15 protein-coding genes and 1 tRNA gene are annotated in these 18,601 nt (G+C 53.1%); 2 read left to right on the top strand and 14 right to left on the bottom strand.

Annotated elements, in window-relative coordinates:
- Positions 1-47: 47 nt before the first annotated feature.
- From FMM01_RS09550 to FMM01_RS09575, 6 genes are all read right to left on the bottom strand, one after another.
- A complete protein-coding gene (locus FMM01_RS09550; protein WP_150392355.1) occupies positions 48-1,289 on the bottom strand; it encodes a glycoside hydrolase family 27 protein in 1,242 nt (413 codons plus the stop codon).
- Between the two features lie 2 nt (positions 1,290-1,291).
- Positions 1,292-3,631, bottom strand: a complete 2,340-nt coding sequence (locus FMM01_RS09555; protein WP_150392356.1) for an alpha-L-arabinofuranosidase C-terminal domain-containing protein — start codon at positions 3,629-3,631, stop codon at positions 1,292-1,294.
- Positions 3,628-3,903 (bottom strand): DUF6171 family protein, encoded by a 276-nt coding sequence (locus FMM01_RS09560; protein WP_146994814.1) that lies wholly within the window; start codon positions 3,901-3,903, stop codon positions 3,628-3,630. Before FMM01_RS09560 ends, FMM01_RS09555 begins: the two co-directional genes overlap by 4 nt.
- Positions 3,893-5,350 (bottom strand): alpha-N-arabinofuranosidase, encoded by a 1,458-nt coding sequence (locus FMM01_RS09565; RefSeq protein WP_146994815.1) that lies wholly within the window; start codon positions 5,348-5,350, stop codon positions 3,893-3,895. The genes FMM01_RS09560 and FMM01_RS09565 overlap by 11 nt, the downstream gene beginning before the upstream one ends.
- A gap of 17 nt (positions 5,351-5,367) precedes the next feature.
- Positions 5,368-6,321, bottom strand: a complete 954-nt coding sequence (locus tag FMM01_RS09570) for a glycoside hydrolase family 43 protein (protein WP_150392357.1) — start codon at positions 6,319-6,321, stop codon at positions 5,368-5,370.
- 166 nt (positions 6,322-6,487) lie between these two features.
- A complete protein-coding gene (locus tag FMM01_RS09575; RefSeq protein WP_190973325.1) occupies positions 6,488-7,603 on the bottom strand; it encodes a GntR family transcriptional regulator in 1,116 nt (371 codons plus the stop codon).
- Between the two features lie 188 nt (positions 7,604-7,791).
- Here FMM01_RS09575 and FMM01_RS09580 point away from each other — a divergent pair, with 188 nt between their 5' ends.
- Together FMM01_RS09580 and FMM01_RS09585 are read left to right on the top strand one after the other, a co-directional pair.
- Positions 7,792-8,283, top strand: coding sequence for a DUF1836 domain-containing protein (locus tag FMM01_RS09580; RefSeq protein ID WP_150392359.1), 492 nt, complete (start codon positions 7,792-7,794; stop codon positions 8,281-8,283).
- A 62-nt stretch (positions 8,284-8,345) separates the two neighbouring features.
- Positions 8,346-8,418, top strand: a tRNA-Ala gene (locus FMM01_RS09585).
- Positions 8,419-8,515: 97 nt separating this feature from the next.
- Here FMM01_RS09585 and FMM01_RS09590 read toward each other — a convergent pair.
- The 8 genes from FMM01_RS09590 to FMM01_RS09620 all read right to left on the bottom strand — a co-directional run bounded on the left by FMM01_RS09590 (position 8,516) and on the right by FMM01_RS09620 (position 18,569).
- Complete coding sequence (locus FMM01_RS09590) at positions 8,516-10,180, bottom strand: peptide ABC transporter substrate-binding protein (protein WP_190973326.1); 1,665 nt, start codon at positions 10,178-10,180, stop codon at positions 8,516-8,518.
- 523 nt (positions 10,181-10,703) lie between these two features.
- Complete coding sequence (locus FMM01_RS09595) at positions 10,704-12,233, bottom strand: hypothetical protein (protein WP_150392361.1); 1,530 nt, start codon at positions 12,231-12,233, stop codon at positions 10,704-10,706.
- 159 nt (positions 12,234-12,392) lie between these two features.
- Entirely contained in the window at positions 12,393-13,766 is a 1,374-nt protein-coding gene (locus FMM01_RS09600; RefSeq protein WP_150392362.1) for an NAD-dependent succinate-semialdehyde dehydrogenase, read from the bottom strand.
- A 194-nt stretch (positions 13,767-13,960) separates the two neighbouring features.
- A complete protein-coding gene (locus FMM01_RS16270) occupies positions 13,961-14,125 on the bottom strand; it encodes a hypothetical protein (RefSeq protein ID WP_190973327.1) in 165 nt (54 codons plus the stop codon).
- Positions 14,126-14,232: 107 nt separating this feature from the next.
- A complete protein-coding gene (locus FMM01_RS09605) occupies positions 14,233-15,009 on the bottom strand; it encodes a ChbG/HpnK family deacetylase (protein ID WP_150392363.1) in 777 nt (258 codons plus the stop codon).
- Positions 15,010-15,013: 4 nt separating this feature from the next.
- A complete protein-coding gene (locus tag FMM01_RS09610; RefSeq protein ID WP_150392364.1) occupies positions 15,014-16,483 on the bottom strand; it encodes a PTS transporter subunit EIIC in 1,470 nt (489 codons plus the stop codon).
- Positions 16,484-16,487: 4 nt separating this feature from the next.
- Positions 16,488-17,333, bottom strand: coding sequence for a PRD domain-containing protein (locus FMM01_RS09615; protein ID WP_150392365.1), 846 nt, complete (start codon positions 17,331-17,333; stop codon positions 16,488-16,490).
- A 288-nt stretch (positions 17,334-17,621) separates the two neighbouring features.
- The gene (locus FMM01_RS09620; RefSeq protein WP_150392366.1) at positions 17,622-18,569 is read right to left on the bottom strand and encodes a hypothetical protein; all 948 of its coding nucleotides are present in this window, start codon (positions 18,567-18,569) and stop codon (positions 17,622-17,624) included.
- Between the last annotated feature and the right edge of the window lie 32 nt (positions 18,570-18,601).

Raw genomic sequence — 18,601 nt, forward strand, 5'->3', positions numbered from 1 at the left:
AAATCTCGGTGACGAGACTCTGAACCGCTTAATTTATTTGACACAGATTACGCCCGGAACAACGCCACGCCATGGGCCGGTATTGTTACATTTTGGCTCGCATCGAGTTGCGTTCCCTGCCACAATTCAGTGCATTGCTCAGTCGGCGCGCTCACCTGCCGGTCTTCATCACTGATATTGAAGAACGCAAAGTAACGGTGCGCCGCACTTTGGGCCTGCCACGATACGATCGTATCTGTCGCCTGCTCTTCATGGGCGTCAGTGATTTCCTGGCGCATCGCCAAGACAGCCTGATTTGTGATCAAGGCCAGCTCATCGCCAGTCTGGGGCAAATCGCCGCCCAAGAAGAATGGCGCCCGCAACAGTGCCCACAGCGTCAGCATGGTCTTCTGCTCATCCGTCGTGAAGCGGGTGTGGGGCAGCTTGGTCCCACCGTCGACACTGCGCTGGCGGATCGCCCCCAGCGGCAGCATATCCGGATCAGGCCAGGTGCCCGGGCGGACCATGGGCGCCCACTTGGCGGCCACTGGGAACATGCCCTTCAACTGGCGCCACGTATCCCAGAAGTCATCGGTCAGCCGCCACATGTTGGCATTTTCCTGCAAGAAGTACCCATAATTGATATTTGCCGGACCAGGCGACAGGCTCAGGACGATCTCCCGGCCAGTCTTGTCAATGGCCTGACGCAACGCGTGAATCTCAGCCCGATGCATGCTGTACAGGGTCGACTCGGCGATATCGTCGCACTTGATGAAGTCCACGCCCCAGCTGGCGTACAACTCCAGCAAGGAATCGTAGTACTCTTGGGCGCCCGGTTTGGTCATGTCCAGCCCGTACATATCCGAGTTCCAAGGGCAAATATTATTGGCCGCAATGTCCCGGGCATGGTAGCCGCCGGCGGTAGTCACGTTTTGGGCCACAGCCTGACGGGGAATACCGCGCATGATATGGATGCCGAATTTCAGACCCAAGTCATGCACGTATTGCGCCAAGGGACCAAACCCTTGACCATTGGCCGCGGACGGGAAGCGGTTGGCGGCCGGGACCAAGCGGCCCCAATCGTCCATCGCCAAATCGGCAAACGCATGGTACACCGACGAATCGGCGTGGGGTTCGTACCATTGGATATCCACGACGACATACTCGTAGCCGGACTGTTTCAAATGTTTGGCCAGATAATCGGCGTTGGCTTTCACTTCGGCTTCGGTGACAGATGCGCCGAAGCAGTCCCAACTGTTCCAACCCATGGGCGCGGTGGGCGCCCAGGTGCGAAAGGCTTTTTCTGCCATGATTATTTTTCTCCTCTCGAAACGACGAAGACGATTCCGTAAGCCGGCACGGTGATTGATGCCGTATGGTTCACCACCCCCAGGGGCGTCTCTGCCTTCATGACGGTGTCGGGGTGGGCAAACGAATTCTGGGCAGTCGGATCAGCGTGCTGGGTCAGCACCAGGGCTTCGCCATCGGGCAGGCCGGTCACTTCGACGGTCTGGGCGGCAGCCTGCACATTAACCAATTTCACGATCACGTGCCCGGCGATACTGGTGGTGTTGATGTACAATGGGGCAATTTCGCCGCTGGGAATACGGATATTGTTGAAGACGTGACCGTTGATCTTGCCGGTAATATGGTCGCCGTCCACCGTCAATTCGCAGTGATAGGGCATGTTTGGTTCGACGTGCCAAATGGATTCGGTCAAGCAGCTGTTACCGCCCTCGTCGTCCTGACTGATCAGCGCGTCCTGATTTTGCCAGCCGCCTAACACCCAGCTGAACTTGTGCTGCTCATCCGCGACGCCGAAATCCAAGTGGACGCCCTTATCCGGCCGGCCGCCGGTCTTGACGAAATCGAAGGTCAGGCGGAAGTAGCCGCTGGTTTTCGCCAGTACCTCAGCCCGATCCTGCTCTTTGACTGTTCCATCGGCCAAATGCTGGGTGGTCTCTGTGAGCAGGTCGGTATACGCCATATTGCTGTACGCGACATCTGCACCGTCGCCCTGCCAGCGGACCGCCCCAGTCGTGGGCGCGGCGGGCAGCGGGGTGGCGGCAGGCATATTGGTCTCTGTATGGGCAATGTTGTGCTGGCCCTGCCAGTTCATGAAGAGCTTTTGCACATCATAATTGACGCTGCCGTAGACTTGATGCTGATTGAACCAGATCAGGTCTGGCGCCCAATTCCGGTAATCAGTGTTGCACAGCAATGGCGCATAACAAGCCAGCCCGACTTTGTCCGCGTTACGCTCCAAACCAATCATGTAGCTGGCTTCCGCCAGTGCATTCCCCCAGTGATTACCCCAGGAGGCATACTCCCCGAGAAATGCTTTCGGCCCGTGCGCATCATATGTGTCGTACCGGTGCTGATTCGCAAGAAACCAGTTCGGGGTGCAGTAATAATGTTCGTCGACTAAATCGCTGTGCTGCTTCCGGGCACTGTTCCAGCCGCGGTCAAACTCGCTGCCGGCCGCAAACGGGCCCGCGGAGTTAATAATCTTCATGTCGGGATAACGGGCCTTGATCTGGGCGTGGAACTGGGGATAGCGGTCAAAGAACGCTTGCCCGACTTCTTCGTTGCCGATGGCGATATAGCGCAAATTAAACGAGGCCGGATGACCCATTGCTGCGCGCTGCGCGCCCCACTCCGTATCTGGCGCGCCATTGGCAAATTCGATCAGATCCAGCGCATCGTCAATAAACGGTTGGAGTTCGGCCAAGGGTGCACCCCACTGATGGTGGGGGTCCCAGCCGCCGGGCAGGACCGGTAACGGCGTGGTGCCAATGTCTTCAGCCAATTGGAAAAGTTCGAAATAGCCTAACCCCAGCGTCTGGTTATACCCCCAGGAATTGCGCCGGGCAGGCCGGGCTTCAACCGGGCCGATGGAATTCTTCCAGCGGTAGCTGGCATCCCGGTCCCGCGGGTCTAAGCTGCCGTCGTGAACCAAACAGCCGCCCGGGAACCGCATGAACTTCGGCTGCAAAGCAGCGAGCTTTTCGCCCAAGTCTTTGCGCACCCCATTAGCTCGGCCCTTGAAGGTATCCTTAGGGAACAGGGAGATCATGTCCAGACTCACATGGGCGTTGCCGCTAATGGTCACTTGCAGTCGGCCAGTAGTGGTCGTCGCCTGACTCACCAGTGACACCCGGTATTGGCGCCAGTCATTCGCGGCGATCACCGTCTCGCCGCTGGCCAGCACCTGCCCAGTCTCATCGGTGAGCGCAATTGTCAAAGTCACCGGAGCGTACAGTTTACGAGCAAAGACGGAGAAATTGTAGACGGCGCCGTTCTGGAAATACATTCCCTGATTGTAACCGTGATTGCGGATCGTCAACGGTTCATGGGTATCCACCTGCAAATAGTGCTGGTTAGTCGGGTTCAAGGGCGCGTCGCTGAGCACCCGCAGCGTCAACGGCGTCGGTTGCAGCGGCGTCCCTTGGGCCGTTTCCCAGGCCGTGAGCGCATGGTACTCCGGGTTGTCGACCATACAGAACTCGAAGGACCGGTTCTGCACCATTTCGGCGTACAACCCGCCATCAGCGGCATGGTTCAAGTCTTCAAAGAAAATCCCATAGAGATCCCCCAGGTCAGCCCCGGGTTGGTCGGGATGGACAGTAATTGTCGGTACGTTTTCAGTCATTTAGATGACTCCTTATCGTCAGACCAATGATTCAGAGGACAGTGTTTGTTCTTTAAACTAGCGCGAAAGCGGACATAGCAGCCGCACTGGGTGCAGGTGCCGTTTTGGAAAAATGGGCATTGCGTGCATACGGCCAGCCGGGCATCCCGCACCGCTGCGGGCACAATATTACCCACTTCCAGGGCTAATTGGTCCGCAATGGTTTGCGCGACTTGATCCGGATCGGTCTGGACCAAATCTCCGCAAGTCCAGCAGGGCACTTTATTGGACATGGACCGTCACGACACTCATCGGCGGGATCGTTACCGTCACCTGATGGGCATCATGGGTCAGCCCCGCCGTCATCGCTTCCGGCTGGACCACATCCGGTGCCTCGAAGTCATTATGGGCATCCATGGTAGTGCTGTGCAGGATTTCCCCCTGGGCCGCAGTCACGGTGTGGGTCTGGAATGCGTACCGCACCTCTTCTGCCGCGGTTAAACCATAATTCACCAGGGACAGCAGATACCCTTTATCCGTTTTTGATACCGAGGTGGTCACCGTATCTGGCAGGTCATCTTGGGTATTCAACGCCGTGGCGTCCTGGTGATCCAAAAACATCTTGAAGACGTAATACGTCGGCGTCTTGATCATCTTGGCGCCGTCCGTCAGGATCATCGCCTGCAACACGTTGACCATCTGGGCGATATTGGCTAAATGCACGCGGTCCACGTGGTGCTGGAAAATGTGCAGCGTCAACGCCGCCACACACGCGTCGCGAATGGTATTCTGCTGATACAGGAAGCCCGGATTCGTCCCCGGTTCCACGTCGTACCAGCTGCCCCACTCGTCTACGACCAGACTCTTCTTTTTGTCCGGATCATACTTGTCCATGATGGCACTGTGCCGGGTGATCAGTTCTTCCATTTCATTGGCACTCTGCATCAGTGACACCCATTCCTGCTCCGGAAAACTCAGCGCTGCGCCTTTCTTCCCGCTCCAGGTGATTGAGGGCAGCGCGTAATGGTGCAGGCTGATGCCGTCCAAGTAGTGGCCGGCGATTTTCATCACTTCATCGGTCCAGTGATAATCATCGTTGCTGGGGCCGCAGGCAATCTTCGTCAGCGGGTGCGCCGGATCATAATTCCGGACAAAGGTCTGGTAGCGGCGATACAAATCCGCATAGTATTCCGGCCGCATATTACCGCCGCACCCCCAGCTTTCGTTGCCAACGCCGAAGTATTTCACCGGCCAGGGGTCCGGGTGGCCGTTTTTGGCTCGTAGATCGGCCATCGGCGAGGTACCGTTCATGGTCATGTACTCGACCCATTCCTGCATCTCCTGCACCGTGCCGCTGCCGACATTGCCGTTGATATACGCCGCTGCGCCGATTTGCTGGAGCAGTTCGAAGTACTCGTGGGTGCCGAAGTGATTATTTTCCGTCACCCCGCCCCAGTTATTGTTGACCATCGTCTTGCGCTGACTGTTCGGCCCGATGCCGTCCTGCCAGTGGTATTCATCGGCGAAGCAGCCGCCCGGCCAGCGCAGGACGGGTACCTGAATATCCTTCAACGCGGTGACCACATCATTGCGCAGCCCATTGGTGTTCGGGATGTCCGAATCCGGCCCGACCCACAGGCCGCCATAAATACAGCGGCCCAGATGTTCAGAAAATTGACCATAAATATCCTTATTAATGCGGCCCAGCGGCCGATGATCGTCGATATAAACTGTTCCCATGATGTATGCAATCCTTTCTAATTGTCCCCCGGAGTACCAAAAACAGGGAAGCCGTCGCTGTTCCAGATAAATGATTGGGCGTACGCATGCCGATCTGGATTGCCCAGAAAGCCGCCCTGCAGATGGGCATTATCGTATGGCCGGGCATGATAGACCAGAATGTCCTGCTGTCCGTCCGGACTGGTGGTAAAGCTGTTGTGCCCCGGTCCATATAACGAATGAACGGTACTGGAGGTAAAGACCGGCGTCTGGCGCTTATGCCAGGAATAGGCGTTTAACAGATCACTACTGGCATTAGCCCACAACAGCCCCATGGCGTAATGTTCATCCGTGGCGTTGGCCGAATAGGTAATGAAAACTTTATCCCCGTGCACGATGGCCGCCGGGCCTTCATTGACCGCATATACGGACCGTTCCCAGTCATACTCCGGCATCGACAGCATAATCGGCGCCGTCGCCAAGGTCCACGGATTCGCCAGTCGGGCAATATAAATATCGGAACTGGTGCGGGTGGCTGGTGTCAGCTGAGCCCACACGTAGTACCACTGCTGGTCATGCCGGAAAACCGTAGCATCCAGACTGAAACTGTCCTGGGGCGTCTGAACCTGGCCCATTTCTTCCCAGTCCGTATTCATGGGACTGGCATTGCGGTTGCGCAGCACAAACATCCGGTGATGGTGCTCGGTGTTGCGGGTATTGGCGTCGTCCGCTGCCGCAAAATAGATATACCAAGCGCCATCCATATAATGAATTTCCGGCGCCCAGATTAATTGACTCATCGGCCCCCGCTCGTGGGCGTGCCAAACGGTTACTCGTTCTCCGTTTTCGAGACCGGCCAATGTCTTGGCCCGGCGTACCTCGATTTCTTGATACCCGGGCACCGACCCGGTGAAATAGTAATAGCCATCCGTGTGGCGGTAAACAAACGGGTCAGCCCGCTGGGCCACGATTGGCTGCTTCTCTGTCGTCATAATTTCCTCCCGAAAAGTTGTCCGAACAATTTGATTACAATCCATATGGTAACGAACGGTGTAAGCCATTTCAAGGGGTAAATGGCTAATGATTGTATTTGAGATTAGTCATTTGGGTAACTTAAGGCCAAAGAAAAAGGGCCAGCCATTAGCCAGCCCTGCCAATCTATTCGCCTGATGCCTGGTCATGTGCCCCCAGCACTGGCCGCACCGAGTCGCCGGTGACCATTTCTGGCGGATAGATTTTAGCCTCATCGCTGAAATCATGTAACGGATCCTGCAGCATTTTGATCATCAACTCGGCCGCATCCTGGCCCATCTGAGACTTCGGATGGTTGATGCTGGTCAAGCGGATGCCCAACCGCGATGCCAACAGGGAATTATCGAAGCCGACCAGCGAGACGTCATCGGGCACCTGCAAGCCCGCAGCGCGGGCGGCGTTGTACGCTACCAGCGCAATCTGGTCATTGTAGCCGACGATCCCGGTGGGCGGATCGGTCTCCTGCAAGATATGGGTGATCTGCTGTTTCAGCTTGGCTTCGCCGGTTTCAGATTGATACAGCAGCACCTCGCCGCGAATACTGCCCTGACTCTTCTGCAAGGCTTCGCTAAAACCGTTCATCCGCAAAATGCCCTGCTGATCGTCGGACTTGAAAACCCCGAGAATATGCTCGTGACCGGCGTCGATCAATGCCTGGGCAGCCATCACGCCGCCCTTGAAATCATCCATGATGAAGTACGGAATGGTCCCGTTATTCGATTTAGCATCGATGGTCAGGATAGGAATATGGGCATCGGTAAACCGCTTGTAGAACGCCTCATTCTGAATCGTAAAGGCACTCTTCGTCGGTTCCACGATCACCCCTTGAATATCGTCATCCAGGAATTTCTCCAGATTCTTCCGCTCTAGTGTTTCGTCGTTTTGCGTGCTGGACAGCAGCATGGAAATAGCATTCGCCGACAGCTGACTTTCAATACCCGAGATGATGGCCGGGAAAATGTAGTCCGTAATGTGGGTGGTCAAGACCGCCACCGTCTTGGTGTGAGCCTCGCTGCGGTTCGCGTTGTGTTTGTAATCCGCGACGAAAGACCCGCCGCCTTGGATGCGGTAGATAAAGCCCTGCACTTCCAAGTCAGATAGCGACTTGCGGACCGTGTGCCGGCTTACTTGGAATTGACTCATTAATTCAGATTCTGTTGGTAGTTTATCTTCGATCTGGTATCGTCCACCCGTGATCCACTCCCGAATGGTCGCGGTAACGATCTCGTATTTTTTCTCCATAACGATTTCTCCCATTGTGTCAACTTGTCAGTACAAATTATAGGGTACAATCGATTTGCTTGCAAGCGCTTTTACTGAATTTGTACCCCTTTTCTTCTATGATATAATGGCGGATAGTAAGAAGGGAAGCGATCTGCACGTTCACTGAGGCTTTCAAAACATGGATTCAGCAGTTTCGGCGGCATCAGTTGCCGTTGTTTGCTGATCTCAGCGACATCGGTCTATACATGGACCAAGTGATCAGCGAAACAAATCGTTACACCATGATGGTCACCGGGACGGAGGTCACCAAGTCCATGGTGAACAGCTACGTCAAGCAAGGCTTGGTTTCCCGGCCCGACAAGAAACGGTACGGCCGCACTCAGTTAGCCCAGATCATCCTGGTGACGCTGCTCAAAACACTCTATTCACTGGATGTCGTCCATCACTATCTAACCACTTTGACTGCTGAGCTGTCCTGGGAAGAAGCTTATGATTTATGGGTACAGGCATACAACGCTCAGGCTGCGGCAGAAACTGACGCGGCTGTGCCGCTCACCACACCAACGGCTCAATCCGCATCGCCGGCCGTCCGCGAACTTGTGCACTTAGCCACCAAGGCCCTAGTTGCCCAGCGGGTCAGCGACGCCCTGGTACAGGCGATGTACACCGATGCAGACACCGGGCCGGCAGAAAAATAATTGACTCACAAGGCTTGCTTTTCATTCTGTCTTCCTGTAATATAGTTTGAGCGATAGCAAATGGGGCCTTAGCTCAGCTGGGAGAGCGCCTGCATGGCATGCAGGAGGTCGACGGTTCAAGTCCGTTAGGCTCCACTCAGGTTACACCACCGTCAGGATGCTGAATTTCAGTGTCTTGGCGGTTTTTTGCTGCTCAAAAAATCCCCCGCCGGGTTGGCGGAGGATGCTGATATTATTTGAAATAGGCCCGGGAGAAATCATACGTCTGGCCAAAGGCGTGGGTCTGCACACCCTTGAGCTGCGTATTGATCAACAGATTCGTCGCTGAGTGATACAGCGGTACAACGACGGCTTGGTCCAACAAGATTTTCTGGGCATCCTTCAGATCCGTATACCGTTGTTGGGCATTGGCGGCGTCTTTGCCCTGGGCATCTTTGACCAGCTGATCGTACTGTTTGTTGCTGAAGCCGCCATGGTCGTGGGTGTAGCCGGTGGTGAACTGTTGCAGCAGCACGGACGGATCGGCCTCAGCTTCCCAACCGCCAGTGTCCAGTTGGAAGTTATAGGACATTAACGAGGCAAACAGGGACTTGGCCGGAATATTTTGCACATCAACGGTCACGCCGGGCAGGGCGTTTTGGAAGGCGGATTGCAGGTACTCGGTTGTCCGCTTGCCCGCATCGGTGTCACTGCCCTTCAAGGTCAGTGTGAATTTATCCTTGCCCAATTCCTTCTTGGCCAGCGCAAGATACTTGCGGGCCTTGGCCTTGCTGTAATACGTCAGCGTGCCCAATTCCGTATTGACATCCTTGCCGTTGGCCGGGTTGCGCAGCGCCCCAGGGGCCAGATAGCCCACTGCCGGCACCGAGCCGTCCTTCAGTACCTGACCGGTCAGCGCCTTGCGATCCACGGCGTAGAACAGCGCCCGCCGGAAGTTGACGTTCCCTAGCTCCGGATGCCCCTCAGAAGTCGTATCAATTTCCACATTGCTGGTGCCATAGGAAGAAATGCGGTGATATGCTGGATCTTTAGCGTATTTCTCAATAAATTCACCCGATACCGGCGTGATATCCGCCGTCTTTTGATCAAAGGTCTGGGCCTGGGTAGCGGCATTCGTCACCACCGATACATCGACCTTGGTCAGCTTCACCTGTTTGGCATCATAGTAATGCGGGTTCTTGACGAAGGACCACTTGTCGCTGGTGCCGTTCCAATCCTTGATGATAAATGGGCCGTCAGCCAGGACGTATTGGGCTGCCGTGCCGTACTTGGCGCCGACCTTGTTAACAAATTTCTCGTTTTGCGGAAAATAATTGGTGCCCGTCAATTCCCGCAGGAAATAGGGATTGGCAATCGCTAATTTCACTTGCAGGGTATCGTCCCCCACTGCTTTGACCCCCAAATCGGTCAACGGCTTTTTACCGGCATTGATTTCCTCAGCATTGGCCAGGGAAAACAGCTTGGTCGCGTTCTGGGACTTGGTCTTAGGATCCACCGCCCGCCGCCAGGCGAAAACAAAGTCCTGGGCGGTGACCGGGGCACCGTTGCTCCAGGCGGCGTTCTTTTTAAGCTTGATCGTATAGGTCAGACCATCTTTGCTGACAGTGGGCTGGCTCTGGGCGATTGCCGGCACGACGGCGTCTTTCTTGCCCAATTTATACAACCCTTCCTGGAAATTGAAAATTTGACTGTCGCTGACCACGTCATAACTCTTCGCTGAATCCAGCTGGGGGATCTCGGCGGATACCAGGATCTTCAATGTTTTTTGCTGGCTGGCGGTACTGCTGGTACTGGCCGCGCTGCTGCCCTTGCTTTGGCTGTTGCACCCAGCCAAAACGACCGCTGCTGCCGCCAATATGCCAATCGCGCCTATCACAAACTTGTTCTTTACCATCATTCCATTCCTCCAAATTGTGCTGCCAACAAAAAAACTTGCACTGATTGGATCGTCCGGGAGGCAGCCTCGCCGAAACGGGCTCCGGCCGACAGCGGCTAGGGCATAAGGACCAGGATGCATAAAACCTAAGTGCGGGTTTTCTGCATCCTGGTCCTTATGCCTACGCCGCTAACCGTCGGCCTGCGCCCTCTAACAAAAAAACAGCCCACTTCTAACTTTTGTTAGTTAGAAGTGAGCTGCCCCACGGTACCATTCCACTTGATCGTCAAAAACGATCCACTCGACGGACGAAATCATCCGCGTGCGGGGTAATGGCCGCCAATCATCATAGCCTTGCCTAACGGTTCGGTATGCCGGGTTGCTAAGCCATATTCGCCGCGACTGGCTACCCCGCTCTCAGCAATCCGGGTTTTCTGTACAGTCCTGTCTTGGCTACTCACTTAGTCCGTTTTTCTGTTGCACTTTAATTGAGAAATAGCATAACACCATTTTGCGGAATGTCAACTGTCATTGAACTATCGAATCAGTCCTGGGCTTGATACGCTCCGGCCACAGCCGGCACAAACACATTGGCAGCCACTTGATAATATAACTGACCGTGGAAAGTCCGCAGGCTGGCCACGCGCCAACCGGAACCAGCAGGCAAGGTGCGGGCCAGCGTCTGGCCGTTGCGGTCAACCGTTTCCGTTGCGGCGGCGTCTACGCGGAACACCCCATGGGTTTGGCCGGTGCTAATGTCCGCTTGAGTCGTGCTGATCCATTGATTGCCGCCAAGCAAATACGCACTGGTACCGTCGGCATTTTTTGCAATCCCATAGAATTGCCACTGGGAACCAGCGGGTAATTGCCGACTGATTGCGCCGTCCGAGTCAGTCGTACCCTGCCGCAAAGCAGCACCAGATGCGTTCACCGTCACCACGCCGCGCAGTTTCTGAAAGCCTTGCGTGCGGACCACATCTTTGGCCGCGACATAGCTGTCATTGGCTACACTGTAATACACATCGCCGTTGGGCGTTACCAGCCGCCACGCAATCTGCCAGCCCGTTCCTTGGGTCAAATCAAAGGCGGCGTCTTTCGGCGTTAACTGATTAGTCTGGGCATCCCAGTGATATTGGGGCGCTGTGCCACTGGCAATATAAACCGCCCCAGTGACGCTGGTGCGCGGGTCGGCTTGGGGCTGCGGCGCCGGTGTTGGATCAGGGGCCGGTACTGGCTGCGGCGCTGGAACCGGTGACGGATCCGGTACTGGTACGGGCTGAGGGTCGACTTTAACCACCGTTAACTTGGTCACGTCGGTCCCCTTTTCACCCCCAAGCAGATTCCAATTCAGTACGCCATCAGTGAACGTATATCCCTCAACCGCCAGGTGATAAATCACCGTCCGCCGGAAGCCCGCGTCAGCGGTTGAAAAGGTGACCAGCCCCTGCTCATCACTTTGCTGAACATCAGCTTCTTGCTCACCGTTGACAATATTTGGAATCGCCCGGACAACGGCTTGCACCGGCTGCCCGGCTTCATCTACCAGTTGAAACTGTTTGACCCCTTTTAACAATGCAAATCGATCAACGTCGATCTGCACCGCCTCCTTCGCCGCTGTGAATACAATCGTCCCCGGAACCGCCTGCCACGCCTCATCCCCCGCTTTAAGCTTGATGGCGTAGGACTTCCCAGGTTGGAACCCATCGGCGTCAGAAATCGTGATCTCTGAATTGGCCGCCGTGGGTGTTTCGTCCTGGGTGGCCGCCAATTCTTTCGTACTAATCAGCTTCTCCGGGGCCTGAGCATCGTAGAATTCAATCGTCAATGGCGTGCCATAGCTGGCCGGGGCACCATTTTGCAGGCGAAAGCGCAGGGTCTCGCTGATCTTTTGACTGGGCGTCTCCGGCCCGGCTGGCTGCTTGGGCGCCGTTGGCTCCGCTGCCTGCTGGTCCACCGTGACCGGCGCATTATCCGCTGCTGCGGCAGTGACCACCGCCGGACCCGGCCCCGCAGCTAATGTGCCCGCCAGTAATAACGCTGTGCCGGTCCGCAATAATCCATTTCTATTCGTCATAACGATCCTCCCAAAAATAGGTTGCTCAAAATTTGTTACGTTACAAGTATAGGTGACCTAATTTTCAGAAAGATGCGTACATGACCATATGCCTCATTACGAAGAAAACCCCGGCACACTTTGCTTGCAAAGCATGTCAGGGTCATCTGGAAACCGCAGCTAGTCTTGCGGTGCCGCTACGATCAAATGTTCATTCGTGAAAGTACTGAAGCCTAATTTATTCAATTCCCGGCCATAACCGGAGTTCTTCACGCCGCCAAAGGGTAATTCCGGTACGCTGCGCAAGGACTGGTTAATAAACGTCATGCCAGTCTCAATGCGGGCTGCCACCGCTTCTGCCCGGGCTTGGTCTTGGGAGAAAACAGCGCCGCCCAAACCATAATTTGAATCGTTGGCCAAGGCCACCGCCTCATCATCACTATCGACCTTAAAGACCTCGGCCACAGGACCAAATATTTCTTGGCTGTACAACGGATTATCCGGCGTTAATCCAGTCAAAATGGTCGGCTGGACAAACTGACCAGGCAAATCGATCGGTTCATTGCCATAATAGACTTGGGCACCATTGGCCACTGCTTCATCGATTTGGCTTTGAATCTTCTTTTTCGCACTCGCTGACGATACTGGCGCCAATGTCGTCAACGGATCCAGGGGATCGCCGGGCTTGCGCAGGGCAAACGCTGCCTTCAGATGCTCCAAGAATTCATCATAGTGACTGGCCGCAATAACGAACCGCTTGGCGGACGTGCAGACCTGACCGCTATTGGCTAGCCGGGCGGCCGGAGCTAACTTGTAAACCCTGTCCCAATCCGCATCATCAAGGGCGATGAACACATCGGTACCGCCCAGCTCCATAGAGGACTTCTTCAAGTTTTTGCCTGCTTCCGCGGCTACGCTTGCGCCGCCCCGTTCAGAACCGGTCAGCGCAACGCCGGCCACACGCGGATCGGCAATGGCTTTACTGACCTGATCGTATGACATGAACAAGTTAGTCAGCGCACCGGCCGGAGCACCGGCACTAGTCACGAGTTCCTGAAATGCTGCAGCTGATCCCGGTGTGATGGATGCGTGTTTCAAAATCATCGGATTTCCCGCCATGAAGTTCGGTGCAAAGACCCGCATCACTTGATAGAACGGAAAGTTCCAGGGTTCCACCATTACCAATACCCCAGTCGCCTGCCGCACGTAGTACGCCTTGCCTTGGTTCGTTGGCAGCGGTTGCGGTTGCAGAAAGGCTGGTCCGTGTTCTGCATAATAATCGGCAATCGCCGCACACAAATCAATTTCGTCCTCCGATTCACCGATCAATTTACCCATGTCATGGGTCATGATTGTTGCATATTCAGTGCGTTTGGCACGCAAACGCGCGGCAATTTGGCGCAGGATCCGCGCCCGCGGAGCAGGATCGGCATCCCGCCATTGCTTGTATAGGGCGTGGCCGGCAGCCAACGCCTGCTCCAGCTCAGCGTCGGTCGCTGGATCATACGTCTGCAATACTTCGTTAGTATATGGATAAACGGTACGATATGCCATAATTGGACCCTCCAATTTTTATTGTGGTAGTAACCATTAGCCACTTGTTCCATTATAATCACTTCGACCGTCTTTTTGCAACAAACCGTTAAGATTGGTATATAAATATCCCAAAACGCATACAATGATTAATCGTTGTGTACATCTTGGGATTTTTTGAGCTTTATGTTCTACAACCGTTCTGGTCTAGGCCATTACCTGCCGCGTTGCAGCCAAACTTGCATCTGCCCGTCTACCCGATTGGCCCAAGCGTAATACGGAATCAGGGTCAATTGCGTTGGTTCAGTCAACAGATCTGGAACGTCCGTATACAGGTCGTCCGCTACGTCTTGCGCTGGCTGACAACCTGGCCGAAGCATGCTCGGATCCGATTGCCGACGTGCATAGCTTTTACACTCATGTCATTGATGGTCAGATAAACAAAACCATCGGCAGCCTTCAATATCGTCAGACTTGCCATCCACTTTCAAAGCGTAGTGGGGGTCTTTGCCGTTATGTCCGTATACTTGATCAGTTCAATCTGGTGTTCAATTAACCACGACTTTGTCCGAGGTGCACAAAGCATATCGACTTCTTTCGTCCGCGGAACCGTTAATGTTGAATGGGTCAAAATATAATTATCTAGGTATCCTGGATGGCAAATCATCATACCGTAACCGTCATCGTGGCGGACAGCAGCCATCTTTCGTAAGGTTTCTACCGGATCATACCCCGGTTGCATTGATTCCATAACCATGTATAAATTCATCCCGCGATAAGGTACTGGCTGGTGCTCAAATGCGAAGTCCAGAAAATCAAGGTGGTGCCGCCGGGCAACGATTCGAAGTGCCTTAACAAAATTATTGCTCGCCACGGCGTGGCCTTCAAAGTAACCTGGCTTATGTCCTGTTAAATCAATAAATCGTTGGTATTGTGCTTCAACCTCAGTTACTGCCTCAGCCAGTACAACAAAGTCTTGCTTGGTTGTACGGTAATCGCGAGATGATCGAAAATAACCATCTGTCGTCACGAGACTTGGTATACGGGTCGGATCAGTGAGGGGGCGGCCGGCTGTGATATTGGTGTGACAGCCAAGACAGATATCCTCGCCTTGAAGCATGGCTAATCCACTCTCAGTTGTCGGCATGTTAACCATCAAACCAACATTATTAATAATCCCATGTTTAACCGTATCAGCAATTCCTAAATTTACTGCTCGAGAATATCCTAAATCGTCAGCTCTGACAATAATTTTCGTTTTCATATCGTTAGCCCTCCACTGTTTTTGCATCATGTACCAGTGCTTGTTTGCTGGCTTTATGCGGCTTCTTTTCGACACCAATGATATAAGTCGCAATTGCCGCTACGACAAATGCAATGACCCCGCTAATAATACCGTTAATCAAATTGCCGACATCGCTATGGACATAAGCAGTTAAACACAAGAAATTAGCAACCGGTACTACAACATAGGCGGCAACGTGGGTCAAAGCGGCGTAAATCGCACCAGCAAAACCGCCAATCATCATGCCCAAGAATGTTCGCTTATAACGAACAGCGATCCCGTATAACGCCGGTTCGGTCACACCACCAACAATACTGGCGAGTAAATAACTCCAAGCAAGTGCTTTTTGTTTCGGATCTTTGAGACGCAGGGCAGCGCCGACACACATTCCAGCAACAGAAATGCTGGCCGCCGCAGCGCCCAATGTAACAAAATTATCTTGTCCAGCTTGAGCAATCAACATCATCATAGTTGTGATCATAACAAGGTGCATGCCAGTCATAACCAATAATTCCCACAGCGCACCGATCACACCAATTGCCAAAATAGTTGGTAAGCCGCCCAACTTACCGAAAGCCAAGATACCATTACAAATATAAGTGCCTAAGAATCCACCGGCAGGGCCAACCACACAAAGCGTCAGGGGCAACATAATAATAATTGTCAGTGTTGGCACAAAAATTGTACTTAGTGCCGCAGGAACATACTTTTTCAAAGTGTGTTCCACATAACTCATCAGCCAAACAGACAGAATAATTGGAATCACAGTACTGGAGTAATTAACCAAATGCATCGGTATGCCAAAGATCGAAAATGGTTTGCCAGCTGTTACAATTTTAATTAATTCTGGATGAACCATGATTGCTCCAAGAAACATGGCCACTATGGGTGACGTATTGAATTGTTTCGCCGCCGTGTAACCGATAACAATTGGGAAGAAATAAAAACCAGCATCCCCCACAAAAGTTAGCAAACGATACATGTCGCTGCTACCCGTTAATATATGCAGCATACTTGGGCCGAGTACAGCTGCAAACATCTTAAACATGGACGCGGCAACCAGCATTGGAATCATCGGTGTTAGACTGCCTGCCAATTTATTCATCACAGTTGCACCAAGCCGCCGCCAGGAAAAAGTCGTCTTTGCGATAGGCTGCGTGTCGATATCTTCATTGATTGGCTTGGCTTTTGTAAAACCGCCAAGGGCACAAACCGCATCGTAAACTTTATCGACTGTTTGACCAATAATCACTTGATATTGCCCGGCAGAACGGTTGACACCAATAACCCCATCAATTGTGCTAACCTGGTCATCTTGTGGTAAACTATTGTCTTTCAAAATGAATCGTAATCGCGTCATGCAATGCGTTACCGAAGTGACGTTCGCACTACCGCCAATCGCATCTAAAATATCTTTCCCCATTTGTTGATATTGACTTACTTGATTTTTCATGAAATTAACCTTCTTTCTTTGTTTGAGCATTATTGACTAATCGCTTAACGTAAACCATCAGATAAAAAATCTCATCGGTAGTTCCCGTTGTGCCATTCTCCAAATCAATTAAATCCGCGATACTTTGTGCACAGCGGTATACTATGGGTTCTTCCCGTTGCATGGTTGTAAACAGATCATTCACTTCACCAGCCGTCAATTGGGACTGATCGTGTACCCGCTTGATGTAATAGCGTAAATGCATTGCAAAACGATTATACGTAAAGCTTTGCCGGTCAATTTGAATATCAAATTGTTTCTCAATCAACCGTACCGATCGATTAATCAGTTCTTCCGTTGGATCGGCATGTGTTGCCTCACTATCCATCGCTTGGGAATTAACGAAATGCATTGCAATCGCCGTTTCCTCAGACTTGGGCAGCTGCACATGAAGGTTGTTGCGGATTACAGTCAAAGCGTATGCGCCCATTTGTGTTTCGGCTGGAAACATTTGCGCGATATCGTACGAAAATGGAAGCTGAACTCCCTGATAATCCTTGAGCCGAATAATGGCAAAGTTGATATGATCTGCCAGACTAAAAACAGTGTTGGGATTCAGCTCCCTGGGAAGCACCTCCCGTGCCTTCGCAACAATCTCTGCACTTGCTTGGAACACACCCTCTGGAATTTCAGTTAACAGTTGCCGATAGTGTGCATTTAGTTGATAAAATGTCATATCAATTTTTCCCAAATCCGAAAGTTCATAAGGCATTCTCGGAAATCCTAGTCCCTTCCCAAAGGCAACCAATTCACTGCCATTACCATCAATACATACTGCAACGTTGTTGTTGATCTTTTTAACAACCCGCATCGGGCTATTCCTCCTTCCACAAAAATTTGTGCGTGAAGCAACTCAGTTCTCTAAAATGTTGGCAAACAAAAAAGCCGGCATTGCTGGGCACACTCCTTCCGCAAGCAGAAAGGGTAATGCCCAGCAATGCCGGTTACAATCCCACAAATCAGTAATCATTAAGATTACATAGTTATTTGTAGCACGTTTTTCGCACCGATGCAAGCGCTTCAATCGATTATCGTTGAAATTTGGATTGGCTATGCCGCCAAACCCCTTCTGTGCTGTGCTAAGTTGGCATAGGAATCATTAAAACGGCGCAAGCAGCGCCGCTTCCAGCAAATAATGGGTGGTAATATCGGTCATGACGTGCTTCGTGCTGAGCAGTTGGTATTTATAAATCCGCGGCACGTCGCCCCGGTCCAAGACCACCGTGACGTGGCGGCCAACAAATGGATTGAATAATTGCCATGTAAACGTGGACCGGCTCTTGCGGACTTGCCAATAGGTCGGAATTAGTCCGGCGTCGACAATCAGGTTCTGAATTACTTTTGCCCGCCGGCCGCGGACGCCCTTGGCTTGAGCCGCTTCCGCCAACGGCGTGAAGTCCATCACCTGATTGGCCGGGACGGCGGTGGCTTCCGGCCAGGCACTGCTCAGGGTATTGAGGTAGTGCGCCGCGGCAGCGTCGCTGATTTCTAATTGCAATAGCTTCTTGGGCGAAACGAACGATGTGACCGGCACATCCGGGATCGTGAGTCCTTCGGTTTCGCTAAAGAGACCCACTGCTGGATCAGTCCCTAACGGCGATAGTGTAATCGCCTCCAAGATATCCGCAGCCTTGGCCCGCCGGCCCGTCCCATCAGCGGCCGTAATGGGGGTATAGAAAGTCTGAATGCTGACTTGGCCGCCAGAAATTCGAAAGCTGACGCCAAACGACAGGCACAGATAGGGATTAACGATCAGCCAGCGGTCATCTGCTTCGATTTTAGCAATGACCCAATAGTCGGGGATGAGATCCACCAGGACCAGAGCTTCCTGGACCTTAGCCAGCTGCTGGTGCTCCGTGCCAATCGTTCCTTGCACCCGAGAGACCGGTACGACTTGCTGATCGAGCCAAGTCAGGCCGAGATATTCCGCCCGCACCAGCGATTGGCGGACAGCCGCTACTTTTTCACTCCGATGATTGATCAAGCTCACGATCCATTTCGGCAACATCCCCGCGTCGTGTCGTTGCCCCATTGATTCCAGTCGCATAGCAGTACTCCCATCCATTACGGTTAATATAC

Origin of the sequence: Schleiferilactobacillus harbinensis, assembly GCF_008694105.1 — a bacterium.
GTDB classification, from domain to species: domain Bacteria; phylum Bacillota; class Bacilli; order Lactobacillales; family Lactobacillaceae; genus Schleiferilactobacillus; species Schleiferilactobacillus harbinensis.